The following is a 26,142-nucleotide window of genomic DNA, read 5'->3' as shown; positions in this document are numbered from 1 at the left end:
CAGGCACTCTTTCTCTGAACGTGCGCGGCGCAGGGGGCCCGGGGGGAGGGAGTGGGTCAGGTGCGGGTGCTGTGCTCCTTGCGGGCCTGGTCGGCCAGGTGGGTGGGCATGGGCTCGTAGCGGGCGAAGTCGCGGGTGAAGGTGCCGGTGCCGTGGGTCATCGAGCGGAGCTCGACCGCGTAGCGGAGCAGTTCGGTGGCGGGCACCTCGGCGCGGACCAGAGTGCGCCCGTCGGCCTCCGGGTCGGGCTCGGTGCCGAGCACCCGGCTGCGCCGGCCGGACAGGTCACCCAGCACCGCGCCGACGGAGCCGTCGGGCACCCGGATGACCACCTCGTCCACCGGCTCCAGCAGCGCCGGCTGCCCCTTCTCGGCGGCGTCGCGCAGCGCCAGCGCGCCGGCGGTCTGGAAGGCCGCGTCGGAGGAGTCGACGCTGTGCGCCTTGCCGTCGACGAGGGTGACCCGCAGGTCCACCACCGGGTAGCCGGCCACCAGGCCGCGTTCCATCTGCCCCCGCACGCCCTTCTCCACCGACGGGATGTAGTTGTGCGGGACCGCCCCGCCGACCACCCGGTCGACGAACTCGAAGCCTGCGCCGCGCGGCAGCGGCTCCACCTCGATGTCGCAGACGGCGTACTGGCCGTGGCCGCCGGACTGCTTGACGTGCCGGCCGTGGCCCCGGCCACCGACGGTCAGCGTCTCGCGCAGCGCCACCCGTACCGGCTCGGTCTCGAGCTCCACGCCGCCGCTGCGCAGCCGGTCGAGGACCACGTCGGCGTGCGCCTCGCCCATGCACCAGAGCACCAGCTGGTGGGTCTCCGGGTTGCGCTCCAGGCGCAGCGTCGGGTCGCCGGCGACCAGCCGGCCCAGGTTGCGGGCCAGGGCGTCCTCGTCGGCCCGGCTCTTCGCCACGATCGCCACCGGCAGCAGCGGCTCGGGCATCGTCCAGGGGGCGACGAGCAGCGGCTCCTCCTTGGCGGAGATGGTGTCGCCGGTCTCCGCGCTGCCCGACTTGGTGATCGCGCAGAGGTCGCCCGCCACGCAGGTGGTCACCTCGCGCAGCGTCGCGCCCAGCGGGGTGTAGATGTGCCCGACCCGCTCGTCGGCGTCGTGGTCGGGATGCCCGCGTTCGGCCATGCCGTGCCCGGAGACGTGCACCACCTGGTCGGGGCGGAGCGTGCCGGAGAAGACCCGTACCAGTGAGACCCGGCCGACGTGCCGGTCGACGGTCGTCTTGACCACCTCGGCGACCAGCGGGCCGTCCGGGTCGCAGCTCAGCGGCGGCCGGGGCGAGCCGTCCACGCCGGTGACCGCGGGCACGTCATGCTCCAGCGGGGACGGGAAGGCGGCGACCAGGCCGTCCAGCAGCGCGTCCAGGCCGACGCCGGTCTCCGCGCAGACCGGCACCACCGGGTAGAAGTGGCCCCGGGCGACCGCCTCCTCCAGGTCGGTGATCAGCACCTCGGTGTCGATCTCCTCGCCGCCGAGGTAGCGGTCCATCAGAGTCTCGTCCTCGCTCTCGGCGATGACCCCCTCGATCAGCTCGTTGCGGGACTCCAGGATCGCCGGCAGGTGCTCCGGGTCCGGCTCGCGCACGGCGGCGGGCAGCCCGGCGGAGTAGTCGAAGACCCGGCGGGTGATCAGGCCCATCAGGCCGGCCACCGACACGCCGTCGTCGCCGAGCATCGGCAGGTAGAGCGGGAGCACGTTGTCGCCGAACACCCGCTGGCACAGCGCCACCGCCTCGTCGAAGTCGGCGCGCGGGTGGTCCAGCCGGGAGACCGCGACGGCCCGCGGCATGTCCACCGCGGCGCACTCCTCCCACAGGGCGGCGGTGGCCATGTCCATCCCGTCGGCCGCGGAGACCACGAACAGCGCGGCGTCGGCGGCCCGCAGACCGGCCCGCAGCTCGCCGACGAAGTCGCCGTACCCCGGGGTGTCCAGCAGGTTGACCTTGACGCCCTGGTGCATGAGCGGCGCGCAGGCCAGGCTCACCGAGCGCTGCTGGCGTACCGCCGCCGGGTCGTGGTCGCAGACGGTGGTGCCGTCGGTGACGCTGCCGGCCCGGCCGATCGTGCCGCTGGCCGCGAGCAGCGCCTCGACCAGGGTCGTCTTGCCCGCCCCGGAGTGCCCGACGAGCACCACGTTGCGAACCCTGCTGGGCTCGGTCACCACCGGCGCCGCGCCGGTGACACCCTTCTCCTGGTTCTTCTGCGCCATCGCGGCGCACCTCCCTCAGCGTGGTTGGTGGCGACCGCCGCGCGCGACGGGGAAGCGGGCCCGGGCGGGTGCCGCGGCGATATCCTCCGGTGCTCTCCTGGACGTCGGGTATTCAGCCGGGTGGGCCGGTGAGCTGGCTCACCCCCCACACCCGATCTCACACCCGTTACCGACCCGACACAAGCCTGCGCCACGCGGGTCGGACGACCGGCTGTGTCGCCGACCGCTGCCGGCCGTTATCGTGGGACCGCCATGGCGAAGATCTTCCAAGTGACGGCCCGCGCGGGGATGACCCGTGTCGTGGAGCCGGTCGCGCGCGGCCTGCTCCGCGCCGGCGTGTCCCCCAACGCGGTCACCGTGACCGGCACCCTCGGCGTGCTCGTCGGCGCCCTCGGCTTCGGCGCCCGGGGTGACCTGGTCGCCGGCGCCCTCATCGTGACGTTCTTCGCGCTCACCGACCTGCTCGACGGGACGATGGCCCGGATGAGCGGCGGTGCCACCCGGTTCGGGGCGTTCCTCGACTCGAGCATGGACCGGATCGCCGACAGCGCCGTCTTCGGCGCGGTGGCGTACTGGCTGGCCACCGAGCACGACTACTCCGGGGTGGCCGCGGCGCTGCTCTGCCTGGCCGCCGGCAGCCTGGTCTCCTACGTCAAGGCCCGCGCCGAGGGGCTCGGCATGACCGGCAACGTGGGCATCGCCGAGCGCACCGAGCGACTGCTGATCGTGGGGGTGGGCGGCCTGCTCACCGGGCTCGGCCTGGACCACGCCCTGGAGGTCGCGCTCTGGCTGCTCGCCGCCGTCTCGATCTTCACGGTGGGGCAGCGCATGGCGCACGTGTACCGGCAGGCCCAGCTGGTCGGCAAGGAGTGAACCTCACCGAGCTCGGCTACGTCGCCGGCTGGCGCCTGGCCCGCGCGCTGCCCCGGCCCGTGGTGGCCGCGGCCTTCGCCGCGGGCGCGGACCGCGCCCACCGCCGAGGCGGCCCGGGTACGGCCCGACTGCGCGCCAACCTGCGCCGGGTGGTCGGCCCCGACCTGCCCGAGGCGGAGCTGGACGCGCTGGTCCGGCGCGGGATGCGCTCGTACGCCCGGTACTGGATGGAGGCGTTCCGGCTGCCGGCGCTGAGCCGTGCCCAGATCCTCGCCGGGTTCCGGCTGGACCCGGCCGGGGTGGACCTGCTCGCCGCCGACGTGGCCGCCGGCCGGGGCGCGGTGGTCGCCCTGCCGCACGCCGGCAACTGGGACGCGGCGGGGGCCTGGGTCGCCGCCACCGGCTGGCCGATCACCACCGTCGCCGAGCGGCTCAAGCCCGAGGCGGTCTACGAGCGGTTCCTCGCCTTCCGGCAGGGCCTGGGCATGGAGATCCTGCCCACCCACGGGGGCGACCGGCCCGTCTTCGACGTGCTGGTGGAGCGGGTCCGCGCCGGCACGGTGGTGCCGCTGCTGGCCGACCGGGACCTCTCCGCCCGGGGAGTGGAGGTCGACTTCTTCGGCGGCCGGACCCGGATGCCGGCCGGCCCCGCGCTGCTGGCCGTCCGCACCGGCGCCCCGCTCTACGTCGCGTCGCTGTGGTACGAACCGGACGCCGCCTGCGCCTCGCTCGAGGGTCCGCTGCCGCTGCCGGACCCGGATTCGGCGCCGCTGGACCAGCGGGTCCGACTGCTGACCCAGCGGATTGCCGACGGTCTGGCGGCGGGCATCGCTCGGCATCCGGAAGACTGGCACATGCTGCAGCGGATGTGGCTGGACCAGCGGAGTACGGGCAGCGGCGCGACAACACCGACGCCGGTCACCGGCCAGGCCTGACGGGAAGGGCGCCTACGTGCGGATCGGCATCGTGTGCCCGTACTCGTTCGACGTACCCGGTGGGGTGCAGAACCACGTCATGGACCTCGCCGAGGCACTGATCGGGCTCGGTCACGAGGTGAGCGTGCTCGCCCCGGCCGACGAGGAGTCGACGCTGCCGCCGTACGTGGTCTCGGCGGGGCGGGCCGTGCCGCTGCCGTACAACGGGTCGGTGGCCCGGATCGCGTTCGGCCCGGTCTCCACCGCCCGGGTGCGCCGCTGGCTGACCCGGGGCGACTTCGACGTGCTGCACGTGCACGAGCCGCTGACCCTGAGCCTGTCGATGCTGGCGGTGCTCTCCGCGCGCGGGCCGGTGGTGGCGACCTTCCACACCGCGATGACCCGTTCCCGGGTGCTCGCCGCCGCGCAGGGCGTCCTGCAGATCGTGCTGGAGCGGATCACCGCCCGGATCGCGGTCAGCGCCCTGGCCCGCAAGGTCCAGGTCGAGCACATGGACGGCGGCGCGGTGGAGATCCCCAACGGAGTGGCGGTGGCCAAGTTCGCCGGCGTGCCGCCGCTGCCCGGCTGGCCGGGGGAGTGCGCGCCGGGCACCGGCGGCACGCTCGGCTTCCTCGGTCGCTTCACCGAGGCCCGCAAGGGGTTCCCGATCCTGCGCGACGCCTTCGTCGCGCTGGCGCCGCACCGGCCCGGCTTGCGCCTGCTGGTGGCCGGCCCCGGTGACCCGGACGACCTGTTCGGGCGGTTCCCGGCCGAGCTGCGCGACCGGGTGACCTTCCTCGGCATGGTGCCCGAGCAGGAGAAGGCCCGGATGCTGCGCAGCGTGCACCTCTACGTCGCCCCGAACACCGGCGGGGAGTCCTTCGGGATGATCCTCACCGAGGCGCTGGCCGCGAGCACCACGGTGGTCGCCAGCGACCTCGACGCGTTCCGTCGGGTGCTCGACGGCGGGCGGGCCGGGCGGCTCTTCCCGACCGGGGACGCGGCCGCGCTGCGTACCGCCCTGGCCGAGCTGCTCGACGACCCGCCGGGCCGGGCCGCGCTGACCGCCTGCGGCGACCAGGTGGTGGCGCACTACGACTGGCCGGTGATCGCCCGCCGGGTCCTGGAGGTCTACGCCGCGGCCATCGAGGCCACCGACGGCCGGGTCATCGACCAGGAATGGGTGGGGCTGGGCGGGGCGGTGTGAGCACTACGATGCCGCACATGTGGTGGGTGGTGGGCGCGACCGTGGTCGTCGCCCTGGTCGCGGCGTACCTGGTCTGGACGGCCGGCCGGGTCGAGCGGCTGCAGTCCCGGGCGGAGTCCGCGGCCCGGGCCCTCGACGCGCACCTGCTGCGCCGGGCGGCCGCCGCCGCGGTGCTGGCCGAGCGGCGCTTCGGCGTCGAGCTGTACGCGGCGGCGCGGATCGCGCTGGACGCCCCGCCAGAGGAGCGGGAGGCCGCCGAGAACGACCTGACCCGGCAGTTGCGCACGGTGCGGCTGGACCCGGCCGACCCGGTCTGCGAGGCGGTGATCGCCGCCAGTCGGCGGCTGGCGCTGGCCCGGCAGGTGCACACCGACCTGGTCCGCGACGCCCGCGCGGCGCGCAGCCGGCCGCTGGTGCGGCTGTGCCGGATGGGGCGCCGGCACCCGTGGCCCCGCTACTTCGACGTCGACGACCCCACGCTCGTGGTCGCCGCCGAGGCTCCCGCGAGCTGACGTCGGCTTTCGGCGCCGCTGGTGCCGACTGCCCGGTTTCGTGGCGGTGCGGGCGGCTGTCCGGTTCCGGGTGACGGCAGCCACAGTGCAGGCCACCAGGGGTCTGATTGGCTGTCGGACCGGCGTTGAACCCGCCGTAGCATCAGCCGTAGCCACCCCCCGAGCAGGTCCGAGGAGCGATAACCCGTGCCCGAAACCACCTCCCAGAACGCCGGCGCCACCTCCCTCGTCGGCACCGCCCGCGTCAAGCGCGGCATGGCCGAGATGCTCAAGGGCGGCGTGATCATGGACGTGGTCACCGCCGAGCAGGCCAAGATCGCCGAGGACGCCGGCGCCGTCGCCGTGATGGCGCTGGAGCGCGTGCCCGCCGACATCCGCGCCCAGGGCGGGGTGTCCCGGATGAGCGACCCGGACATGATCGACGGCATCATCAACGCCGTCTCCATCCCGGTCATGGCCAAGGCCCGGATCGGCCACTTCGTCGAGGCGCAGATCCTGCAGTCCCTCGGCGTCGACTACGTCGACGAGTCCGAGGTGCTCACCCCGGCCGACTACGCCAACCACATCGACAAGTGGGCCTTCACCGTGCCCTTCGTCTGCGGCGCGACCAACCTCGGCGAGGCGCTGCGTCGGATCACCGAGGGCGCGGCGATGATCCGCTCCAAGGGCGAGGCCGGCACCGGTGACGTCTCCAACGCCACAATGCACATGCGCAAGATCCGGCAGGAGATCGCCCGGCTCAGCTCGCTGCCGGCCGACGAGCTGTTCGTCGCCGCCAAGGAGCTCCAGGCCCCGTACGAGCTGGTCAAGGAGGTCGCCGAGACCGGCAAGCTGCCGGTGGTGCTCTTCACCGCCGGTGGTATCGCCACCCCGGCCGACGCTGCGATGATGATGCAGCTCGGCGCCGAGGGCGTCTTCGTCGGCTCCGGCATCTTCAAGTCCGGCAACCCGGCCCAGCGCGCCGCCGCGATCGTCAAGGCCACCACCTTCCACGACGACCCGGACGTGCTGGCCAAGGTCTCCCGCGGCCTCGGCGAGGCGATGGTCGGCATCAACGTCGACGAGATCCCGCAGCCGCACCGGCTGGCCGAGCGCGGTTGGTGAGCAGGTTCCGGCGTACGCCGGGACCGGGAACGCACGGCGGGCCGGCGCGCCGGCCCGCCGTCGCGCAGGAACCAGAAGGAGCGGTCACATGAGCGACGCACCCGTCATCGGTGTGCTCGCGCTGCAGGGTGACGTCCGCGAGCACGTCGCGGCCCTGGCCGGCGCCGGCGCGGACGCCCGCCCGGTACGCCGCCCGGCCGAGCTGGACGCGGTCGACGGGCTGGTCATCCCCGGCGGCGAGTCCACCACGATCAGCAAGCTGGCCGACATCTTCGAGATGCGAGAGCCGATCGACAAGCGGATCGCCGGTGGGATGCCGGTCTACGGGTCCTGCGCCGGCATGATCATGCTGGCCACCGAGGTCCTGGACGGCCGGCCCGACCAGCGCGGCTTCGCCGGCATCGAGATGACGGTGCGGCGCAACGCGTTCGGCCGGCAGGTCGACTCGTTCGAGGCGCCGGTGGAGATCGCCGGGGTCGCGGGCGAGCCGTTCCACGCGGTCTTCATCCGGGCCCCGTGGGTCGAGCGGGTCGGCGACGGCGTCGAGGTGCTCGGCCGGGTCAGCGAGGGCCCGGCCGCCGAGCGGATCGTCGCGGTCCGGCAGGGCAACCTGCTGGCCACCTCGTTCCACCCGGAGCTCACCGGCGACCTGCGGCTGCACCGCTACTTCGTGGACCTGGTCCGCGCCGCCTGAGCGGATGTGCGCGGGGCCCTTCCGATCCGGAAGGGCCCTCCCGCGTGCCGGGCGGGCATTTTTTCCGGTCCGCGCGGGTTGTCTTCCTCATGGCCCGGGTGCCCCCGACGCCGCCCGGACGGGTGCCGGGTGTGACAAGCCGGGGCACGACCTCGGTAGGATTGCCGCGGTTCGGCAGGGCCATCGCCCGCCGCAGCCCTCCACGCGGAGCCGACCGGCCGTCCTGTCGCCGGTTGCGGGGTGGAGTCGGCGCGGGCTGTCGACGCAGGCGTGGAATGACAGACGGAGGTACGAGATGTCCGGCCACTCAAAGTGGGCGACCACCAAGCACAAGAAGGCCGTCATCGACGCCAAGCGCGGCAAGATGTTCGCCAAGCTGATCAAGAACGTCGAGGTCGCGGCGCGCACCGGCGGTGGCGACCCGGCCGGTAACCCGACGCTCTACGACGCCATCCAGAAGGCCAAGAAGAACTCGGTACCGAACGACAACATCGACCGCGCGGTCAAGCGGGGCTCCGGCCTGGAGGCCGGCGGCGCCGACTGGCAGACGATCATGTACGAGGGCTACGGCCCGAACGGCGTGGCGATGCTCATCGAGTGCCTGACCGACAACCGCAACCGGGCCGCCACCGAGGTCCGTACCGCGCTGACCCGCAACGGCGGCTCGCTCGCCGACGCCGGCTCGGTGTCGTACATGTTCTCCCGCAAGGGCGTCGTGATCGTCCCCAAGGCCGGCACGACCGAGGACGACATCATGATGGCCGTGCTCGACGCGGGCGCGGAGGAGGTCAACGACCTCGGTGAGGCGTACGAGGTGGTCTCCGAGCCGACCGACCTGATTCCGGTCCGCACCGCCCTGCAGGACGCCGGGATCGAGTACGAGTCGGCCGAGTCCTCCCTGATCCCCAGCGTCAACGTGCCGCTGGACGCCGACGGCGCGCGCAAGGTCTTCAAGCTGATCGACGTGCTCGAGGACTGCGACGACGTGCAGAACGTCTACGCCAACTTCGACGTCTCCGACGACGTCCTGGCCGCGGTCGACGCCTGACCCCGGTGACCGGACGGCGATTCCCGCCGGGCGACGTGGTCGTCCGGCGGGAGGTGCTGCGCGGCGAGGTCTGGTTCGGCTGCCCGACCATCTGCGTCGAGGACTCCGCCGACCTGCTCGCGCTCTACCTGCCGCCAGGGGCCGAGTTCGGCTTCCCGGAGGGCGGCACCTTCCCGTGTGGACGGCACCCCTGGCAGACCGCCGGCCACACGGCCTGGTCCGGGCACGGCAAGCTGATGCTCCAGCGCCCGGGTGAGGCGCACTCGGTGGACGTCTTCTGGGCCGGCGAGGACCGCGCCTTCGCCGGTTGGTACTTCAACCTCCAGGACCCGTTCCGGCGTACCCCGATCGGAGTGGACACCCTCGACCACGAGCTGGACCTGTGGTGGCCGGCGGGCGCCGACCGGTACGTCTGGAAGGACGTGGAGATGTTCGCCCAGCGCCTCACCGAGGGGCGCTACCCGGGCATGGCCGACGCCATCCGCGGGGAGGGAGACCGGATCGCCGCCCTGCTCGACGCGGGCCGGCGCTGGTGGGACGAGGGCTGGGCGCACTGGCGGCCGGACCCCTCCTGGGCCGGGCCGCGCCTGCCGGCCGGGTGGGACGCCGTTCCCTGCTGAAGCGGCCGTGACGCCGGCGAAACTCGGCTGACCGGTTACCCGCTCCCGCCGTAGCCTGCCGGGATGCTCGTCCCCGACCTCCCGCTGCGCACCGACCGCCTCGACCTGCGGCTGTTCACCGCCGACGACTTCGCCGCCCTGCACGGTTATCAGTCCCGCGCCGACGTCACCCGCTACCTCTACTTCGGGCCGAACGACGAGGCCGCCAGCCGGGAGGCGCTGGCCCGCAAGCGCGCCCGGGTGGCGCTGCGCGCGGAAGGCGACGTGCTGAACCTGGCGCTGGTGCTGCGGGAGACCGGCGCGGTGATCGGTGACGTGCTGCTGATCTGGACCAGCGTCGCGCACCGGCAGGGCGAGATCGGGTACGTCCTGCACCCCGACCACGCCGGCCGCGGGTACGCCACCGAGGCGGCCCGGGAGATGCTGCGGCTGGGCTTCGACGAGCTGGGCCTGCACCGGATCGTCGGCCGGCTGGACGCCCGCAACACCGCCTCGGCCCGGGTGCTGGAGCGGCTCGGGATGCGCCGGGAGGCGCACCTGCGGGAGAACGAGCTGGTCAAGGGGGAGTGGACCGACGAGGCGGTGTACGCCCTGCTGGCGCGCGAGTGGCGGGCCGGCCGGCGCTGAATCGCCCCCGGCCCGGCGCCCCCGTGTGCGCCGGGCCGGATGGTTCTGCTCAGGCCTCGCGGCGGCGGGCCTTCAGCACGCTGTCGACGACGTCCCAGAGCGTGATCACGGCGATCACCACCACCGACACCGTGGCGACGGCGTCCAGGTGTTCGCGCTCGCGCAGCCAGCCGAACCGGGCGACCAGGTCCGGGTTGAGCAGCCGGTCGGTGAGCAGCAGCACCACCACCGGCACGGCGAAGGCCAGGTCGAGCGCGGCGTTGACGGCCACCAGCGGCCAGGTCCACCGCCGGGCCCGGTACTTCGCGATCTCCAGCGCCAGACTCGCGACCAGCACCGCCGCGAGCACCGGCAGCCAGGAGCGCCACAGCGCCGGGTCGAGCACGGGGATCCGCCCGCCGTCGGTGTCCGTCACCCAGGGCTGGAAGTGCTGCCAGGGCAGGAAGGCCAGGGTGAGCAGCAGCATCGCCACCGCCGCGCAGGTGTCGGTGAGTCGTACGTCCCGCTCGACCGGGCCCTCGGGTAGCTGGTCCACGGTCCAGTCGGGCAGGTTGAGCGAGGTGTCGGTCCGTTCGAGCACGGCGAAGCAGAGGGTGACCCAGAAGGCGATCTGCACCGCCGTCTGGAGGGCGGCGGTGATGCCGGCGCCGACGGCCGGGCCGGGTTCGCCCTCGACGGTCGCCCTGATCACGCCCACCACCACGCCGACGGTGGCGGGGACGACGGCGAGCAGCCCCTTCAGGAACCGCTGCCAGACCAGGTAGTAGGTGGGGCCGATGAGTTGGAGCCGGCGGTCGGCGTAGCGGGCGGCGAGCCGTTCCGGGTGCCCCATCTCGGTCAGCACCTCGCGTTCGGCCGCGGCGGCGTCCTCCCCGGTGGCGGTCCGGCCGTCGATCATGTCCTCGATGGAGGCGCGCAGCTCGGTGGCGATCTCCGTCCGGCGCGGCGCGGGCACGGCCCGCAGGGTGGCGGCGACGTAGCGGTCGGTCAGGGTACTCATCGGTCCACTCCTTCGATCAGCCCGGCGACGGAGGTCTGCACGGCGGCGAGGTCGTCGAGGAGTCGGCGCAGCACGGCCTCGCCCTCCTCGCTGGTGCGGTAGAACTTGCGCGGGCGGCTCTCCTCGGTGTTCCACTCGCTGGTCAGCAGGCCCTGTTCCTCCAGTCGGCGCAGCAGGGGGTAGAGCGTGTTGGCGTCGACCGGGAAGCCGTGCGCGGCCAGCCGTTGCAGCAGCGCGTAGCCGTAGTCGGGGTGACGCAGGGCGACCAGGCTCGCCACCACCACCGTGCCGCGGCGCAACTCCTGGAGATGGGTCCGCAGGATCTCCTCGCTAACCATGCGTCACACCATACTGTGCGGCACACAGTATTGTCGAGGCCGATAGCGTTGTGCCGGAGGGGAACGATGTGTCGCTCCACGACGAAAGGGCGCCGGCGGGATGCCGGCGCCCCTCGTGCGGGCGGGTTCAGCAGGACCGGCCCTGCCGGAAGCCGCGCTCGACGAAGTCCGCGCGCCCGGCCTCGAACCAGCCGACGCCGGGGCGGATCGGGTGTCCGGTGAACAGCTCCACCCGGCTGCCGAACCGGACCAGGTACGCCGTGGCGTCGCCGGCGTCGTTGCTGATCAGCTCACCGCGCCGGCCGTAGATCTCCTCCAGTTCGGCGAAGGACATGCCGACGCTCGCTCCCGCCGGCGAGCGGGGCGGTGCGGCGGCGGTGCCGACCGAGACCAGCCGCCCGTCCCGGAAGGCGAGCACGATCTTCCCGGCCCAGTCGCCGGTGACGCCGGCGTGGACCACGCCGGCGCAGCCGGCGGCCGTCCAGCCGATCAGGCCGGCCGCCGAGAGCCGGGTCAGGCGCGCGCCGATCCGGAACGGTCCGGCGCCCCGGACGCTGAGCAGGTCGACCGAACCGGCGCCCCGGACGGCCGGCGCCTTCGCCGCCCGACGCCGGTCGGCGCGGTCGGTGGACGCGGCGGCGACGGTGGCCGGGGCCCCGGCGGCGGTGCCGGGGCGGGTCGGAGCGTCGGCGGCGGTGCCGGGGCGCACGACGGTCGGAGCGTCGGCGGCGGGCCGCGCGGCGGCCGGGCCGGCCAGCGCGGGTACGACGGCGCAGAGGGCCAGCGCGCCGGCGAGGACGGTGGACGACAGACGGTTCATGACGGAACTCCTTCGGTGGTGGTGCTGTCCTGTCGTCTTGTTCGTCTCCCCGCCCGCCACCTCGGTTCGTCGGGTTTCCGACCGGACCACCCGCACCGGTCGGACCCGCTCCCGGCGGTCTCCGCCAGCGCGCTCCGGCGGTCCCCGCCACCCGTCCGCACCGGTTACCGTCGCAGCGGGGACTGCCGACGAGGGTGGGGCGATGAGCACTCCGGCGTGGATCGGCTCCTACCGGATCGAGCGACTGCTCGGCGCGGGCTCGTTCGCGACCGTCTGGCTGGGCCACGATCCCGTCCTGGACTCCCGGGTGGCGATCAAGGTGCTGGCCGAGAACTGGAGTCACGACCTGCGGGTGCGGGAACGGTTCCTGGACGAGGCGCGGCTGCTGCGGCGGCTCGACCACCCCCGGGTGGTCCGGGTGCACGGCGTCGGCGAGCTGCCCGACGGCCGCCCGTACGCGGTGCTGGCCTGGGCCGACGGCGGCAGCCTGCGGGACCGGCTGGCCACGGGGCCGCTGCCGGCGGCGGAGGCGCTGGCCCTGCTCGGCGAGATCGCCGCCGGGGTCGCGGTCCTGCACCGGCACCGGGTGGTGCACCGCGACCTGACCCCGGGCAACATCCTGTTCGCCTCCGGTGCGACCGGTGAGCGGGTGCTCATCGCCGATCTGGGACTGGCCAAGGCCCTGGCCGCCGCGTCCGGGCTGACCGCCCGGGCGGGGACGCCCGGCTACATGGCCCCCGAGCAGGACGACCCACTGGCCGTGGTGGACACCCGCAGCGACGTGTTCGGGCTGGGTCGGCTCGGGCTGCGGCTGCTCGGCGACCCCGACGGCGGTCCCGGCCCGACACTGCGATGGCGGCCGGGCGTCCCGGCCGCCGTGCCGTCGGTGCTGCGCCGGGCCACCGCGGTCCGCCCCGCCGACCGCTACCCGGACGCCGACGCCTTCCGGGCGGCACTGCGCCGTGCCGCCTCCCCGGCCGCCGCCGGCGCGGACGACCGGCATCCGGCCGACCCGCCCGCTGGCGACCGCACGACGGTGCCCGCTCGGCCGAGCCGGGGGTCGGCCCGCCGCTTCGGCCTGGCCGGCGCGGGCGCCCTGGCGCTGGTCATGCTGGGCGCCGCCGCCGGGGACACCGGGCCGCCCCGCGCCGACACCGGCCGGGGGACCAGCGGGCCGCTCAGCGTCGCGCTGCCGGCGGGATGGCGGGCCACCGGCACCGGCTGGGCCGGACAGTACGGCGACGACGGCAGGCTCGAACCGGCGCTGATCGTCGCGGCCGACCCGGACCGCTGGGCCGCCGACCCGGACGTGCCGGGGGCCTTCGTCGGCTTCTCCGCCAGCGCCGCCCGGCGTACCACGGCGGAGGGGTTCGTCGCCGAGCGCCCGCACGCGGACTGCGTGGCCGCGCCGGTGCGGCGTACCCGGCAGGCCGGCGTCGACTGGGTGGTGGTCCGGTACGCCTGCCCGGCCGGCCGGCCGGTGCTCGTCGAGGCGGCCGGGCTCACCGCCGGCCGGGACGCCCTGCTCTACGTGCAGGTCACGCCGCCCGCCGGCGGCGGGACGGACTTCGTGGACGCGCTGCTGGCCGGGGTCCGCGCCTCCGGCGACTAGACCACCACCACGGCGACCGGGTGCGCCTCGCCGCCCTGCGGGATGGTCACCCGGACCGTGCCGGCGCGCAGGAACCGGATGTCGACCACCCCGGCCTCGTAGTTGCGGGAGACCAGGTCCTCCCGGTCCACGGTCACCTCGCCCGGGCCGATGCCCTGGATGCGCAGCACCCCACCGGCGGCCAGACACAGCGACTTCAGCAGGGCCACCTCGGTCTCGGCGAGGACCAGGTCGTAGCGGACCGGGCCGAGGCAGGCGCTCGACCGCGGGCTCGGCGACGGTGAGCGGGTACCCCTGCCGCGGGTCGGCGCGGGTCCGACCGGGGCGGGCGGTCGCGGCGTGGCGGCGAGCGTGGCCGGGCCGGGGAGTGCGGACGGGGCCGGCGCGGCGGGGGTCGACGGGGTGACCGCCGGGGTCGGCGGCCGCACCGGCAGCGGCGCGACCGGAGTCTGCCCGCAGGCCGCCACCGCCGCGAGCAGGGCCAGCGTGGCCACCGGACCCGACGAGCGGCGGGCGGCCGCGAGCAGGGCGACGATCCGGCGGTGCCCGGTCTCAGTCACCGGACATCCGCTGCCGGACCTGCCTCCGGGCCAGGTGGACGCGGGACTTCGCGGTGCCCTCCGGCACGTCGAGCAGGGCGGCGATCTCGCGGTAGTTCAGCCCGAGCACGTCGCGCAGCGTCACCGCCTCGGCGAGTTCGGGGCGCACCGCGTCCAGCGCGTCGAGCAGGTCCAGCCGGGTGCCGGCGACCACGCTGGTGCGCCTCGGGTCGGGCGCATCGGGCAGCGGCACGCCGCCGGACTCGACCTGCCAGCGCCGGCGCAGCGCCCGGTACGTCGAGCGGGCCCGGTTGGCGGTGAGCCGGTAGAGCCAGGTGTGGAACGACGACCGGCCCTCGAAGCGGCCGATGCCCCGGGCGAGCGCGAGCAGGGCGTCCTGGCACGCCTCCTCGGCATCCTCCCGGTGGGGCAGCAGGCGGGCGCAGAGCCGCAGCACCTCGGGACGCACGGCCGCCAGCAGCGCGTCGACCGCGCCCGGTTCGCCGCGCGCGGCCGCCCTGGCCAGGTCGTCGATGTCGTCCGCGAGAAGCATCACACCGTCCCCGATCCGCCGGTGCGCCGTGCCGTCCAGGCTACGGCGGCACCGGCCTTCCCGGGATCCCCGAGTCGGGCAGCCGACCCGGCCGCGACCCCCTCGGGCGGGCTCCCCGGGAGATCCACACCACCCGGCGGCGGTCTGTCCGCGCGGCTGCTGGAGCCGTCCGTGGGCCCGGGGATAGGGTGGGCCGACCGACTTCCGACCACCCATGAGACCGACCCGGGGGGGCGCCACGCATGGGCGATTCGTTCGCGCATCTGCACGTACACACCGAGTACTCGATGCTCGACGGGGCGGCCCGGCTCAAGGACCTCTTCGCCGAGGCGAACCGGCTCGGGATGCCGGCGGTGGCGATCACCGACCACGGCAACATGCACGGCGCGAACGACTTCTACAAGCAGGCGATGGCCGCCGGCATCACCCCGATCCTCGGCGTCGAGGCGTACGTCGCGCCGGAGTCGCGCTTCCACAAGGCGCGGGTCAAGTGGGGCCGGCCGGAGCAGAAGAGCGACGACGTCTCGGGTAACGGCGCCATCACCCACAAGACCATGTGGGCGAAGAACGCCACCGGCCTGAAGAACCTCTTCACCCTCAACTCGCGCGCCTCCATGGAGGGCCACTACGTCAAGTGGCCCCGGATGGACATGGAGCTGATCGCCGAGCACGCCGAGGGCATCATGGCCACCACCGGCTGCCCCTCCGGCGCGGTGCAGACCCGGCTGCGGCTGGGCCAGTTCGACGAGGCCCTCAAGGTCGCCGCCAGCTACCAGGACATCTTCGGCAAGGAGAACTACTTCCTGGAGATCATGGACCACGGCCTCTCGATCGAGCGCCGGGTCCGCGACGGGCTCACCGAGATCGCCCGCAAGCTGGACATCCCGCCAGTGGTCACCAACGACTCGCACTACACCCACGAGGCCCAGGCCACCGCGCACGACGTGCTGCTCTGCGTACAGACCGGCAGCAACATCGACGACCCGAACCGGTTCCGGTTCGAGGGCGGCGGCTACTTCATCAAGTCCGCCGAGCAGATGCGCGCGGTCGACTCCTCGGAGCTGTGGCAGCAGGGCTGCCGCAACACCCTGCTGGTCGCCGAGAAGGTCGACCCGGCCGGCATGTTCGAGTTCCACAACCTGATGCCGCGCTTCCCGGTGCCCGAGGGGGAGACCGAGGAGTCCTGGTTCCGCAAGGAGACCTTCGCCGGCCTGGCCCGCCGCTACCCCAACGGGATCCCGGAGGGGCACGTCGCGCAGGCCGAGTACGAGCTGGGCGTCATCAACCAGATGGGCTTCCCCTCGTACTTCCTCGTGGTCGCCGACTTCATCCAATGGGCCAAGAGCCAGGGCATCGCGGTGGGCCCGGGCCGTGGCTCGGCCGCCGGCTCGCTGGTCGCGTACGCCCTGGGCATCACCGACCTGGACCCGATCCCGCACGGCCTGATCTTCGAGCGGTTCCTCAATCCCGAGCGCGTCTCGATGCCCGATGTCGACATCGACTTCGACGAGCGCCGGCGCGGTGAGGTGATCAAGTACGTCACCGACAAGTGGGGCGAGGACAAGGTCGCCCAGATCGCGACCTTCGGCACGATCAAGGCGAAGGCCGCGATCAAGGACTCGGCCCGGGTGCTCGGCTTCCCGTACGCGGTCGGCGACCGGATCACCAAGGCGATGCCGCCGGCGGTGATGGGCAAGGACATCCCGCTCTCCGGCATCTTCGACCCGAAGCACCCGCGCTACGCCGAGGCCGGCGAGATCCGTGGCCTCTACGAGTCCGACCCGGACGTCCGTAAGGTCATCGACACCGCGAAGGGCATCGAGGGGCTGATCCGGCAGACCGGCGTGCACGCCGCCGGCGTCATCATGTCGGCCGAGCCGATCATCGACCACATCCCGCTGATGCGCCGGGACGCCGACGGGGCGATCATCACCCAGTTCGACTACCCGACCTGCGAGTCGCTCGGGCTGTTGAAGATGGACTTCCTCGGCCTGCGCAACCTGACGATCATCGACGACGCGGTCAAGAACATCCAGCTCAACCACGGCCGGGAACTCGACCTGCTGGGGTTGCCGCTGGACGACAAGGCCGCCTACGAGCTGCTGGCCCGGGGGGACACCCTCGGCGTGTTCCAGCTCGACGGCGGGCCGATGCGCTCCCTGCTGCGGCTGATGAAGCCGGACAACTTCGAGGACATCTCCGCCGTGCTGGCGCTGTACCGGCCCGGCCCGATGGGCGTCGACTCGCACACCAACTACGCGCTGCGCAAGAACGGCCTCCAGGAGATCACCCCGATCCACCCGGAGCTGGAGGAGCCGCTGCGGGAGATCCTGGCGCCCACCCACGGCCTGATCGTCTACCAGGAGCAGGTGCAGCGCGCCGCGCAGATCCTCGCCGGCTACACCCTGGGCCAGGCCGACCTGCTGCGCCGGGCGATGGGCAAGAAGAAGAAGGAGATCCTCGACAAGGAGTTCATCCCGTTCCGGGACGGCTGCCGCGAGCGCGGCTACTCCGACCAGGCGATCCAGGCGGTGTGGGACGTGCTGGTCCCGTTCGCCGGCTACGCCTTCAACAAGGCGCACTCCGCCGCGTACGGGCTGGTGTCGTACTGGACGGCGTACCTCAAGGCGCACTACCCGGCCGAGTACATGGCGGCGCTGCTCACCTCGGTCGGTGACGACAAGGACAAGATGGCGCTCTACCTGTCGGAGTGCCGCCGGATGCGGATCCAGGTCCTGCCGCCGGACGTGAACACCTCGGCCGGGCCGTTCACCCCGGTCGGCAAGGACATCCGCTTCGGCCTCGCCGCCGTCCGCAACGTCGGCGCGAACGTGGTGGCCGCGATCATGCGGTGCCGGGAGGAGAAGGGCGAGTACGCCGACTTCTACGACTTCCTGTCGAAGGTCGACGCGGTGGCCTGCAACAAGAAGACCATCGAATCCCTGATCAAGGCCGGTGCCTTCGACTCGCTCGGGCACACCCGCAAGGGCCTGCTCGCCGTGCACGCCGACGCCATCGACGCGTACGCCGACGTCAAGCGCAAGGAGGCGGTCGGCCAGTACGACCTCTTCGGCGCCGGCTTCGGCGACGCCGACACCGGCGGCAGCACCACGGTCATGCCGACCATCAGCGACAGCGAGTGGGACAAGCGGGACAAGCTCGCCTTCGAGCGGGAGATGCTCGGCCTCTACGTCTCCGACCACCCGCTCTTCGGCCTGGAGCACGTCCTCGGCGCGGCGGCGGACACCACCATTGCCGCCCTCTCCGAGGAGGGCACCGTCCCGGACGGCGCCGTGGTCACCCTGGCCGGCATCCTCTCCGGCGTGCAGCGCCGGGTCACCAAGCAGGGCCGGGCCTGGGCCTCGGCCACCCTAGAGGACCTGGCCGGCGGCGTGGAGACGCTGTTCTTCCCGAACACCTACGAGGTGATCGGGCAGTACATCGCCGAGGACGCCATCGTGGTGGTCAAGGGCCGGGTGGACCGTCGCGACGACACGCCGCGGATCATGGCGATGGACATGTCCATGCCGGACGTCAGCAGCAACCCGGCCAACAAGCCGGTCACCCTCACCATCCCGGTGCACCGCTGCACGCCGCCGCTGGTGGAACGGCTCAAGGAGACCCTGGTGCTGCACCCCGGCGACACCGAGGTGCACGTCAAGCTGCTCAACGGCGGCAAGACCACCACGCTGCGGCTGGGCCCGTTCCGGGTGGCGGCGACCACCGCGCTGATGGGCGACCTGAAGAGCGTGCTCGGCCCGGCCAACGTGAGCTGACCCGGCCGGGGTGCCGGTCAGGTCGGCCGGTACTCGACCTCGGGGCGCCCGGGCGTGCCGTAGCGAGGGCTGCGGACCGCCCGGTCGATGGTCACCAGGTACTCCAGATAGCGGCGCGCGGTCACCCGGGAGATGCCGGTGCGCTGGCTCACCTCGGTCGCCGACAGCCCGGCCTCGGCGTCGGCGGGCGTGGCTCGCGGCCGGTCGGCCAGGGCGGAGAGCACCCGGTGCAGGGTCTGCACGTCCAGCCCCTTGGGCAGGGTGTGCGGGGCGGCACCGCGCAGGGTGGCGAACATCCGGTCCACCTCGTGCTGGGCGGCCACCTCGCCGTCGGCGAGCGCCTGCCGGCGGTAGTCGGCGTAGCGCTCCAGCTTGTCGCGGAAGGCGGCGAAGGTGAACGGCTTGAGCAGGTAGTGGGTCACCCCGAGGGAGACCGCGGTACGCACCACCGCCAGGTCCCGGGCCGAGGTCACCGCGAGCACGTCGACGCCGCTGCCCGCCGCGCGCAACGCCCGGCAGACGTCCAGGCCGTGCACGTCGGGCAGGCGGAAATCCAACAGCACCAGGTCGACGTCCGCGCCGCCGCGCCGGCGCAGCGCGGCCATCGCCTCCCGGCCGGTGTGCGCCACCCCGGCCACCACGAAACCCGGCACCCGCTCGGTGTACGCGGTGTGCGCCTCGGCCAGCAGCGGCTCGTCCTCGACCACCAGCACCCGGATGTCGTTCATCGGGCCTCGCCGCCCCCGACCGGCAGCCGGACGGTGAACAGGCTCCCGCCGTCGTTCGAGCGGTCAACCTCGTAGCTGCCCCCGTGCCGGCGGACCACCTGCCCGACCAGCGCCAGGCCGAGGCCGCGGCCCGCGCTCTTGGTGGACCAGCCGCGCCGGAACGCGTCGTTCACCCGTTCCGGGTCCAGTCCCGGGCCGTTGTCATCGACCCGGACCACCAGTTCGCCGTCGACCGCGCCGACGAAGACCTGGACCCGCCGCGGCGGCGGATTGCCGGCGACCGCCTCCAGCGCGTTGTCCACCAGGTTGCCCACCACGGTGAGCAGGTCAGCGCTGGGCAGCGGGCTGCCGTCGAGCCGGCACTCCGGGTCGATCACCAGGTCCACGCCGCGCTCACCGGCCTGGGCCGACTTGCCGAGCAGCAGGGCGGCCAGCGCCGGCTCGGTCACCGCGCCGACCACCCGGTCGGTGAGCTGCTGCGCCGCGGCCAGGTCCCGGGTGGCCAGCCGCACCGCCTCGTCGGTACGGCCCAGCTCCACGAGAGTCAGCACGGTGTGCAGCCGGTTGGCCGACTCGTGGGTCTGCGCCTGCAACGCCTCGGTCAACGCACGTACGGAGTCGAGTTCGCTGGCGAGCGTGCGCAGCTCGGTCTGGTCGCGCAGGGTGAGCACCGTGCCGAGCGTGATGCCCTCGAAGCGGGCGGTCCGCTGGTTGGCGACCAGCACGCGGTCACCGGCCAGGACGGGCTCGTCGCGAGCGTCCCGGGCCGACGTCAGCAGCTCGGCCACCGCGGGCGGCAGGTCGATCCCGGCCACCGGCCGGTCGGTCAGCGGCGCGTCCGCGTCCAGCCCGAGCAGCCGGCGGCCCTCGTCGTTGACCAACGCCACCCGGCGGTCGGTGGTCAGTACCAGCAGGCCCTCCCGCACCGAGTGCAGCACCGCGTCGTAGTACTCGTACATCCGGGTCATCTGGGCCGGCCCGAGGCCGTGCGTCTGCCGACGCAGCCGACGGCTGAGCAGCCAGGAGCCGGTGGCCGCGAGGGCGAGCGCCGGTGCGGCGACGCCGAGCAGCACCGGCCACTGCCCGAGCAGCTTGCGATCGATCGCCTCGGTGGTGATGCCGACCGAGACCAGGCCGACGAGCCGCTCGTCGTCGTACACCGGCACCACCGCGCGCACCGACTCGCCGAGCGTGCCCACGTTGGTGGTGGTGAACGGCCGGCCGGCCAGAGCCGGCGCGATGTCGCCGACGAACGGCTGGCCGATCCGCTTCGGGTGCGGGTGCGAGTAACGGGTGCGGTCGGACGCCATCACCACCACGAAGTCGGTGCCGGTCGCCACTCGGGTGGCCTCCGCGTACGGCTGGAGGGCGGCGCTGGGGTCGGCGCTGCGCAGCGCCGCGCGGACGTCGGGGGAGCGGGCGACGGTCTGCGCCACCGCGAGCACCTCCTCCTGTGCCGCCTGCCGGGAGTCGCTGCGGGCCAGCCAGACGGCCCCGGCGGCGCCGGCCAGGACGAGCAGGGTAACCACCACGGCCTGGAGAGCGAACAGTTGCCCCGCGATGCTCCACTGCCGCCGGGCCATGTTTCCCCTCCTCGTCCGCGCCGTCGTCACCGGCACGCGTCGCGCGTGCTCCGACGGGATGAACAGAATGACCGCAAGGCTGCCTTGTGATGAGACGCGCTTCACATTGTCGAGATGGACCCCACCACATCCACCACCACACCGTCACCCCCGGTCCGTCGGGACCGTACCCGTTACCTCTACCTGGCCGTCATCGTGGCCGTGCTGGCCGGCGTCGTGGTCGGCCTCGCCGCCCCCGAGGTCGGCAAGGAACTCAAGCCGCTCGGAACCGGCTTCGTCAACCTGATCAAAATGATGATCAGCCCGGTCATCTTCTGCACCATCGTGCTCGGCGTCGGCTCCGTCCGGCAGGCGGCGAAGGTCGGCAAGGTCGGCGGCCTCGCCCTCGGCTACTTCCTGGTCATGTCGACCGTCGCGCTCGCCATCGGCCTGGTGGTCGGCAACCTCATCCACCCCGGCTCCGGGCTCGACCTGGGGCAGGACCTCGCCGGCTCGGGCAAGGCCGCCGCCGGCGACGGGGCCGGCGGGACCGTCGACTTCCTGCTCGGGGTCATCCCGACCACGCTCTTCTCCGCGCTGACGGAGGGGGAGGTGCTCCAGACGCTGCTCGTGGCGCTGCTGGTCGGCTTCGCCGTGCAGAGCCTGGGCCGGCGCGGCGAGCCGGTGCTGACCGCCGTGGGCCTGCTCCAGCGGGTGGTCTTCAAGGTCCTGGCCATGATCATGTGGCTGGCCCCGATCGGCGCGTTCGGCGCCATCGCCGCCGTGGTCGGCGCCACCGGGATGGACGCGTTGAAGAGTTTGGCGCAGATCATGCTCGGCTTCTACGCGACCTGTCTGATCTTCGTGCTGGTGGTGCTGGGTGCGCTGCTGTGGTTCGTGGCCCGGATCTCGATCTTCTCGCTGCTGCGCTACCTGGGCCGGGAGTTCCTGCTGATCCTGTCGACGTCGTCCTCGGAGTCGGCGCTGCCGCGGCTGATCGCGAAGATGGAGCACGTCGGGGTGAGCAAGCCGGTGGTCGGCATCACGGTGCCGACCGGGTACTCGTTCAACCTGGACGGCACGGCGATCTACCTGACCATGGCGTCGCTGTTCATCGCCGACGCGCTGGGCAAGCCGCTGTCGATCGGCGAGCAGGTGTCGCTGCTGCTGTTCATGATCATCGCGTCGAAGGGTGCTGCGGGCGTAACGGGTGCCGGGCTGGCCACGCTCGCCGGTGGGCTCCAGTCGCACCGGCCGGACCTGGTCGACGGGGTCGGGCTGATCGTGGGGATCGACCGGTTCATGTCGGAGGCGCGGGCGCTGACCAACTTCGCCGGCAACGCGGTCGCGACCGTGCTGGTCGGGACGTGGACGGGGGAGTTCGACCGGGACCGGGCCGGTCGGGTGCTGCGCGGTGACGACCCGTTCGACGAGTCGACCATGCTCGACGAGGACGCCGACGAGGGTGAGCCCGCGACCCGGCGGCCGGCCGGCGAGCCGGCCGCCGCGGTCGGCGTACCGGCCTGACGCCGCCGTCGCGGACCCACCAGGGGCCGCGCGGCGCCACCTCCACCGGTCGCGATGCTGCCGGTGGAGGTGGCGTCGTGGCTTCGCGCCGGTGCGAGACCCGTCAGGACCGAGCGGACCCCTCAGTCCCAGCTGTCGATCTTGAGGTCGTGGGGATGCGGAGCGCCCTTCCCGGTCTCGATCAGCGACTTCAGGCTCAGCAGGTAGACCGCCCACTTGGTGCTGCAGTGGTGCATGAAATCCACCGGCTCCTTCCAGCCCCGGTGGCTGAAGAGCACGACGGCGTAGTCGTCGACCTGGGCGAGGCGCCAGTCCACCTGCGTGCCGATCCATTCGTCCGGTCCGTCGACCACCTCCCACAGCACGCGCCTGCCCGGGTCGAGCTCGAGGACCTTCATGTCGAATCCGCCGGCCGCGAACCGGAACTGGAGCACGCCGTCGACGCCGTCGCCGACGGCCCGGGTGTCGGTCGTCCACCAGCCGGCAAGTCCCTCGACGGTGGTCAGGGCCGTGTAGACCTCGGCCGTGGACGACGTGATTCCGACTTTGTGCAGGATGTCCACCATCTTCGATCTTCTTTCCGTATCGCTTCTCGGATGAATCTCATGACGTCACTGCTGGGTGCCGCGCTGGTCCTTGGTGCGCTGGACAGCCTCGGCGATCCGCTTGATGCGCCGGAGCCGGGCGTCCCACGCCGCTCCGACCGAGGACAGTTGCGCGACGGCCCGGGCGAGCTGCACCTCGTCCACCCGGTACCTTCGCTCGCGCCCGGCGGGAGTGGAGCGCACCAGGCCCACCCGGTCGAGCACGCCGAGATGTTTCGCGATCGCCTGCCGGGTCACGGGCAGCCGCTCACTGAGGCTGGTGGCCGTGCCGTCCCCATCGGCCAGGAGCAGGTCGAGCATCCGCCGACGGGTCGGATCCCCCACCGCGGACCACAGGTCGTCGTCGACGGCGGCGGTCACCGGGTCGACACCAGCCGGGCCAGGTACTCCCCCAGCCGGGGGACGAAGGTGTCCCAGCCGGCGACGTGGTCGCGGTACACCTCCTCCAGCTTCGCGGCCTCCCAGCCCATCTCCCGGAACCCGGTCTCGGTGAGCCGGATCAGGGTGCCCGTGCCCGACGGGGTGAGTTCGAAGGTGACCAGCAGCGAGCTGGCCCGGTCGTCGACCTTGCCCTCCGGATGACACCAGCGGAACGAGAACAGCCGAGGCGGCTCGGCGTCCACCACGACCATCGGGACGACCTGCGCCCGGTCGCCCCAGACCAGCTCGCCGACCGCGCCGGGGGTCGCCTCGAAGTCGGCGTCGTCGGTCCACCACTCGGAGATGTGCTCGGGGCTGCTGACCACCTCGAAGACCACCTCTGGCGAGGCGTCGACGTGGATCTCCCGTTCGATGCTGCCGTACTCCATGCTCCGCCACCCCTTGATATGCAACCGTTGGTTGCATGTGACGCTAGCCGACCACCCGTCGTTGCGCAACCATTGGTTGCATGTTGGTGGAGGGGGCGCAGGTGGTGGAGCGGGTGGAGTGCGCCAGGGGCGCGGTTGTCCAGCGCGGGCGGCGTCGGCGAAGCGATGAGCGCGGTTCCCGAACGTGGGCTGTCAACAACTGGCAGCCGCGTACGCGCGAAACTCCTCGCGGGTCATGGTCTGCGGTTCTCCGAACGGGTCCGGTATCGCCCGTACCTGTCCGTCGGCGAGGGAACGCAGGTCGCCGAGTGTGAACTGAACCATGGCATCCCGCCGCTCTGTCCCGTCGGTGTCCGCCCAGACCAGATACCGCTGATCCTCCGCGAAAGCGGTCAGGAGGTTGGCTCCCGGCTCGACATTCTCGAAGCGCACCTCCCCGCCCGGCTCCGTGAGCCGCAGTTTCCAACCCGGCGGAGTCTCCAGGAGCCGAATCTGTGTGATGGGGTCGCCGCCCTTGGTGTCGGCAACACTCCAACCGAGCGGAAGGCCGGTGGCTGGCGCGGATCCGGTCCAGGTCTCGACGATCGACACCCCAACGACGTCGGACCGGCCACAGGGGTGGAAGAGAGCCGCTGGGTGGCCATCGTCGAGGAAGACGGCGGTGATCGCGATCTGGATGGGCGAGCATCCGGACGTGAGTAGGCAGCACAGCAGAATCAGGACGCACGCGAGCGCCCGGCCCGTTGGAGCCGATGCCCGTCGGTTACCCCGCGCCAATGTCGTGTGCATCCCCGGCCCCATGAATCCAGCCTGGTTGTCGTAGGTAGATCGAAGGCTCTGACGGTGTAACGATCCGACCACGTCGCCAGAGTCTTCCTCCGGGTGGCTACGGTCGTGGGTGCCGAGGTTCCCCGACCACTCGAGGAGTGATCGTATGCCCCCCTCTCCGTCCCGGCTCTTCGCGGAGATCGCGATCGCCGAGCGGCCTACTCGGACCACGGTGGTCATGCGTCGTGCCGTGGTGCTGGGCGGCAGCATCGCCGGACTGATGGCGGCTCGGGTGTTGAGTGACCACGCCGAGCAGGTGCTGATCATCGAACGGGATCCGTCCGACGTGGAGGACGGGCCCCGGCCGGGCGTGCCGCAGGGCAGCCAGGTGCACGCGCTGCTGCCCGCCGGTCAGATCCAGTTGGAACGGTGGTTTCCCGGCATCGTCGACGAGGCGCACGCGCTCGGTGCCCCGCCGCCGCCCAGCGACGAGGGCGCGGCGAAGATCTTCGTGAACGGTGTGCTGGGGCTGCCGCCGGCACCGTCCGGCACCGGTCCGACGCTGATCACCACGCGACCGTTCCTCGAGGCGCTGGTCCGGCGGCGGACCCTCGCCGTGGAGAACATCCGGATGGTGTACGGCCGTGCGGACGGCCTGGTCCTCGCCGACCGGCGCGTCACCGGCGCCCGGTACGTGCCCGAGGGCGGTGGTGAGCCGGTGGTCGAACCGGCGGACCTGGTGGTCGACGCGACGGGCCGGTCCAGCCGGCTGAGCGACTGGCTGGCCGACAACGGGTGGCCCCGCCCGCCGATGCAGCGGATGCCGATCAAACTGAACTACGCGACCGCGCTCTTCAAGCAGGACGAGAAGGTCAGCGACGCCTGGGTGGTGGTCTACCACACCATGGCCGGCAAGGGTCGTACCGCTCGGATCGGTGGGATCAACTCGGTCGAGGGGGACCGCTGGATCATGTTGGTGGCCGGCTACGACGAGGACCGGCCCAGCCGCGACGTCGCCGACTTCACCGCCCGCTGCCGTGAGCACTATCCGCAGATGTTCGGTGACATCGCCGAACACGGCGAGATGCTCGGCGGCGTGGTCACGTACCACCAGGCCGACAGCCGACGCCGGGACTTCCACAGGCTCGACCGGATGCCCGCCGGACTGGTTGCCGCCGGGGACGCGATCGCCTCCTTCAACCCGGTGTACGGCCAGGGCATGACCTCCGCGATGCTGCACGCCTCCTGTCTGTCGGCGTACCTCCGGTCGAACCCGGACCTGCACGCGGAGCCGGCGCGGGCGTACTTCGAGCGGGTCCGGGTGGTCGTCGATGCCGCCTGGCAGACCTCCACCACCGCCGACATCGAGCTTCCACACGTCGACGGGCCGTACCCGCCGGGGTACCGGGTCACCAAGTGGTTCGGTGACCTGCTCTTCCGGACCTCGCTGACCGATCCGGTGCTCAGCGCCCGGCTGGGCCGGGTCACCACCATGCTCGACCATCCGGCGACGCTGAGCCAGCCCGGCACCCTGCTCCGGGCGCTCCGGCTCGGCCTGTTCCGGCGCCGTGCCGCCACCGGATCGACCAACGACCTCCGGCAGTCCTAGCAGTCGCCAGACCGGTCGGCGCGTGCCGGTGTGCCGCAGGCCGCCGGTCGCCGATTGGCCGTGCCCATCCGACGTCAC

25 protein-coding genes are annotated in these 26,142 nt (G+C 72.8%); 13 read left to right on the top strand and 12 right to left on the bottom strand.

From position 1 onward, the window contains the following. Positions 1-56 precede the first annotated feature (56 nt). Entirely contained in the window at positions 57-2,219 is a 2,163-nt protein-coding gene (locus tag M2302_RS07435) for an elongation factor G-like protein EF-G2 (protein ID WP_280837180.1), read from the bottom strand. 252 nt (positions 2,220-2,471) lie between these two features. On the opposite strand from M2302_RS07435, the gene pgsA reads away from it, so the two are divergent. The 9 genes from pgsA (at position 2,472) to M2302_RS07390 (ending at position 9,818) form a co-directional block, all read left to right on the top strand. Further along, entirely contained in the window at positions 2,472-3,092 is a 621-nt protein-coding gene (pgsA, locus tag M2302_RS07430; protein WP_280837179.1) for a phosphatidylinositol phosphate synthase, read from the top strand. Continuing rightward, positions 3,089-4,027 carry a phosphatidylinositol mannoside acyltransferase gene (locus M2302_RS07425; protein WP_280837178.1) on the top strand — a complete coding sequence of 313 codons (939 nt, stop codon included), beginning with the start codon at positions 3,089-3,091 and terminating at the stop codon, positions 4,025-4,027. Before pgsA ends, M2302_RS07425 begins: the two co-directional genes overlap by 4 nt. Positions 4,028-4,043: 16 nt before the next feature. Continuing rightward, entirely contained in the window at positions 4,044-5,213 is a 1,170-nt protein-coding gene (locus tag M2302_RS07420) for a glycosyltransferase family 4 protein (RefSeq protein WP_280837177.1), read from the top strand. Positions 5,214-5,230: 17 nt separating this feature from the next. After that, entirely contained in the window at positions 5,231-5,725 is a 495-nt protein-coding gene (locus tag M2302_RS07415; protein WP_280837176.1) for a hypothetical protein, read from the top strand. Positions 5,726-5,911: 186 nt separating this feature from the next. Further along, a complete protein-coding gene (pdxS, locus tag M2302_RS07410; RefSeq protein ID WP_280837175.1) occupies positions 5,912-6,829 on the top strand; it encodes a pyridoxal 5'-phosphate synthase lyase subunit PdxS in 918 nt (305 codons plus the stop codon). Positions 6,830-6,917: 88 nt separating this feature from the next. Further along, positions 6,918-7,523: a pyridoxal 5'-phosphate synthase glutaminase subunit PdxT gene (pdxT, locus tag M2302_RS07405; RefSeq protein ID WP_280837174.1), complete on the top strand. Its 606-nt coding sequence runs from the start codon at positions 6,918-6,920 to the stop codon at positions 7,521-7,523. 295 nt (positions 7,524-7,818) lie between these two features. Continuing rightward, positions 7,819-8,571, top strand: a complete 753-nt coding sequence (locus M2302_RS07400) for a YebC/PmpR family DNA-binding transcriptional regulator (protein ID WP_088962808.1) — start codon at positions 7,819-7,821, stop codon at positions 8,569-8,571. Positions 8,572-8,576: 5 nt separating this feature from the next. Next, on the top strand, positions 8,577-9,191 hold the full coding sequence (locus M2302_RS07395; RefSeq protein WP_280837173.1) for a DUF402 domain-containing protein: 615 nt from the start codon (positions 8,577-8,579) through the stop codon (positions 9,189-9,191). 63 nt (positions 9,192-9,254) lie between these two features. Next, positions 9,255-9,818, top strand: coding sequence for a GNAT family protein (locus tag M2302_RS07390; protein ID WP_280837172.1), 564 nt, complete (start codon positions 9,255-9,257; stop codon positions 9,816-9,818). 49 nt (positions 9,819-9,867) lie between these two features. Here M2302_RS07390 and M2302_RS07385 read toward each other — a convergent pair whose 3' ends face one another. From M2302_RS07385 to M2302_RS07375, 3 genes are all read right to left on the bottom strand, one after another. Then, on the bottom strand, positions 9,868-10,818 hold the full coding sequence (locus tag M2302_RS07385; RefSeq protein WP_280837171.1) for a permease prefix domain 1-containing protein: 951 nt from the start codon (positions 10,816-10,818) through the stop codon (positions 9,868-9,870). After that, the gene (locus tag M2302_RS07380; protein WP_210779409.1) at positions 10,815-11,156 is read right to left on the bottom strand and encodes a PadR family transcriptional regulator; all 342 of its coding nucleotides are present in this window, start codon (positions 11,154-11,156) and stop codon (positions 10,815-10,817) included. The genes M2302_RS07385 and M2302_RS07380 overlap by 4 nt, the downstream gene beginning before the upstream one ends. A 127-nt stretch (positions 11,157-11,283) precedes the next feature. Then, positions 11,284-11,976 carry a hypothetical protein gene (locus M2302_RS07375; RefSeq protein WP_280837170.1) on the bottom strand — a complete coding sequence of 231 codons (693 nt, stop codon included), beginning with the start codon at positions 11,974-11,976 and terminating at the stop codon, positions 11,284-11,286. A 202-nt stretch (positions 11,977-12,178) separates the two neighbouring features. Between M2302_RS07375 and M2302_RS07370 the strand changes: the two genes are divergently transcribed. After that, positions 12,179-13,588, top strand: coding sequence for a serine/threonine-protein kinase (locus tag M2302_RS07370; protein WP_280837169.1), 1,410 nt, complete (start codon positions 12,179-12,181; stop codon positions 13,586-13,588). On the opposite strand, the gene M2302_RS07365 is transcribed toward M2302_RS07370, so the two are convergent. Beyond that, positions 13,585-14,148: a hypothetical protein gene (locus tag M2302_RS07365; RefSeq protein WP_280837168.1), complete on the bottom strand. Its 564-nt coding sequence runs from the start codon at positions 14,146-14,148 to the stop codon at positions 13,585-13,587. The genes M2302_RS07370 and M2302_RS07365 overlap by 4 nt on opposite strands. Continuing rightward, positions 14,141-14,680, bottom strand: a complete 540-nt coding sequence (locus tag M2302_RS07360; RefSeq protein WP_280837167.1) for an RNA polymerase sigma factor — start codon at positions 14,678-14,680, stop codon at positions 14,141-14,143. The genes M2302_RS07365 and M2302_RS07360 overlap by 8 nt, the downstream gene beginning before the upstream one ends. 242 nt (positions 14,681-14,922) lie before the next feature. Here M2302_RS07360 and dnaE point away from each other — a divergent pair, with 242 nt between their 5' ends. Further along, positions 14,923-18,456, top strand: coding sequence for a DNA polymerase III subunit alpha (gene dnaE / locus M2302_RS07355; protein ID WP_280837166.1), 3,534 nt, complete (start codon positions 14,923-14,925; stop codon positions 18,454-18,456). Positions 18,457-18,473: 17 nt separating this feature from the next. Here the strand turns inward: dnaE and M2302_RS07350 are convergent, their stop codons facing one another. Together M2302_RS07350 and M2302_RS07345 are read right to left on the bottom strand one after the other, a co-directional pair. Continuing rightward, complete coding sequence (locus tag M2302_RS07350) at positions 18,474-19,184, bottom strand: response regulator (protein ID WP_280837165.1); 711 nt, start codon at positions 19,182-19,184, stop codon at positions 18,474-18,476. Then, positions 19,181-20,767 carry a sensor histidine kinase gene (locus M2302_RS07345; RefSeq protein WP_280837164.1) on the bottom strand — a complete coding sequence of 529 codons (1,587 nt, stop codon included), beginning with the start codon at positions 20,765-20,767 and terminating at the stop codon, positions 19,181-19,183. The genes M2302_RS07350 and M2302_RS07345 overlap by 4 nt, the downstream gene beginning before the upstream one ends. 114 nt (positions 20,768-20,881) lie before the next feature. Between M2302_RS07345 and M2302_RS07340 the strand changes: the two genes are divergently transcribed. Next, complete coding sequence (locus M2302_RS07340) at positions 20,882-22,273, top strand: cation:dicarboxylase symporter family transporter (protein WP_280837163.1); 1,392 nt, start codon at positions 20,882-20,884, stop codon at positions 22,271-22,273. 122 nt (positions 22,274-22,395) lie between these two features. Here M2302_RS07340 and M2302_RS07335 read toward each other — a convergent pair whose 3' ends face one another. The 4 genes from M2302_RS07335 to M2302_RS07320 form a co-directional block, all read right to left on the bottom strand. Continuing rightward, positions 22,396-22,839, bottom strand: coding sequence for an SRPBCC domain-containing protein (locus M2302_RS07335; protein WP_280837162.1), 444 nt, complete (start codon positions 22,837-22,839; stop codon positions 22,396-22,398). Positions 22,840-22,884: 45 nt separating this feature from the next. Beyond that, positions 22,885-23,238, bottom strand: a complete 354-nt coding sequence (locus tag M2302_RS07330; protein WP_280837161.1) for a metalloregulator ArsR/SmtB family transcription factor — start codon at positions 23,236-23,238, stop codon at positions 22,885-22,887. Further along, positions 23,235-23,687, bottom strand: a complete 453-nt coding sequence (locus tag M2302_RS07325; protein ID WP_280837160.1) for an SRPBCC family protein — start codon at positions 23,685-23,687, stop codon at positions 23,235-23,237. The genes M2302_RS07330 and M2302_RS07325 overlap by 4 nt, the downstream gene beginning before the upstream one ends. A 192-nt stretch (positions 23,688-23,879) precedes the next feature. Then, the gene (locus tag M2302_RS07320) at positions 23,880-24,278 is read right to left on the bottom strand and encodes a hypothetical protein (protein ID WP_280837159.1); all 399 of its coding nucleotides are present in this window, start codon (positions 24,276-24,278) and stop codon (positions 23,880-23,882) included. Positions 24,279-24,621: 343 nt separating this feature from the next. Here M2302_RS07320 and M2302_RS07315 point away from each other — a divergent pair, with 343 nt between their 5' ends. Then, on the top strand, positions 24,622-26,064 hold the full coding sequence (locus M2302_RS07315) for an FAD-dependent oxidoreductase (RefSeq protein WP_280837158.1): 1,443 nt from the start codon (positions 24,622-24,624) through the stop codon (positions 26,062-26,064). The last annotated feature ends 78 nt before the right edge of the window (positions 26,065-26,142 follow it).

This window comes from Micromonospora sp. A200 (genome assembly GCF_029893845.1).
In the GTDB taxonomy this organism is placed as follows: Bacteria; Actinomycetota; Actinomycetes; order Mycobacteriales; family Micromonosporaceae; genus Micromonospora; species Micromonospora purpureochromogenes.
Note: the sequence above shows the minus strand (reverse complement) of the source record. Positions and strands in the feature narration are given on the sequence as shown.

Coding starts and splice junctions, on each gene's coding strand:
- M2302_RS07375 (WP_280837170.1), bottom strand. CDS start 11,976: ATGAACCGTCTGTCGTCCACCGTCCTCGCCGGCGCGCTGGCCCTCTGC.
- M2302_RS07380 (WP_210779409.1), bottom strand. CDS start 11,156: ATGGTTAGCGAGGAGATCCTGCGGACCCATCTCCAGGAGTTGCGCCGC.
- dnaE (WP_280837166.1), top strand. CDS start 14,923: ATGGGCGATTCGTTCGCGCATCTGCACGTACACACCGAGTACTCGATG.
- M2302_RS07360 (WP_280837167.1), bottom strand. CDS start 14,680: ATGCTTCTCGCGGACGACATCGACGACCTGGCCAGGGCGGCCGCGCGC.
- M2302_RS07325 (WP_280837160.1), bottom strand. CDS start 23,687: ATGGAGTACGGCAGCATCGAACGGGAGATCCACGTCGACGCCTCGCCA.
- pdxT (WP_280837174.1), top strand. CDS start 6,918: ATGAGCGACGCACCCGTCATCGGTGTGCTCGCGCTGCAGGGTGACGTC.
- M2302_RS07335 (WP_280837162.1), bottom strand. CDS start 22,839: ATGGTGGACATCCTGCACAAAGTCGGAATCACGTCGTCCACGGCCGAG.
- M2302_RS07350 (WP_280837165.1), bottom strand. CDS start 19,184: ATGAACGACATCCGGGTGCTGGTGGTCGAGGACGAGCCGCTGCTGGCC.
- M2302_RS07390 (WP_280837172.1), top strand. CDS start 9,255: ATGCTCGTCCCCGACCTCCCGCTGCGCACCGACCGCCTCGACCTGCGG.
- M2302_RS07400 (WP_088962808.1), top strand. CDS start 7,819: ATGTCCGGCCACTCAAAGTGGGCGACCACCAAGCACAAGAAGGCCGTC.
- M2302_RS07385 (WP_280837171.1), bottom strand. CDS start 10,818: ATGAGTACCCTGACCGACCGCTACGTCGCCGCCACCCTGCGGGCCGTG.
- M2302_RS07315 (WP_280837158.1), top strand. CDS start 24,622: ATGCCCCCCTCTCCGTCCCGGCTCTTCGCGGAGATCGCGATCGCCGAG.
- pgsA (WP_280837179.1), top strand. CDS start 2,472: ATGGCGAAGATCTTCCAAGTGACGGCCCGCGCGGGGATGACCCGTGTC.
- M2302_RS07340 (WP_280837163.1), top strand. CDS start 20,882: ATGGACCCCACCACATCCACCACCACACCGTCACCCCCGGTCCGTCGG.
- M2302_RS07435 (WP_280837180.1), bottom strand. CDS start 2,219: ATGGCGCAGAAGAACCAGGAGAAGGGTGTCACCGGCGCGGCGCCGGTG.
- M2302_RS07370 (WP_280837169.1), top strand. CDS start 12,179: ATGAGCACTCCGGCGTGGATCGGCTCCTACCGGATCGAGCGACTGCTC.
- M2302_RS07345 (WP_280837164.1), bottom strand. CDS start 20,767: ATGGCCCGGCGGCAGTGGAGCATCGCGGGGCAACTGTTCGCTCTCCAG.
- M2302_RS07415 (WP_280837176.1), top strand. CDS start 5,231: ATGTGGTGGGTGGTGGGCGCGACCGTGGTCGTCGCCCTGGTCGCGGCG.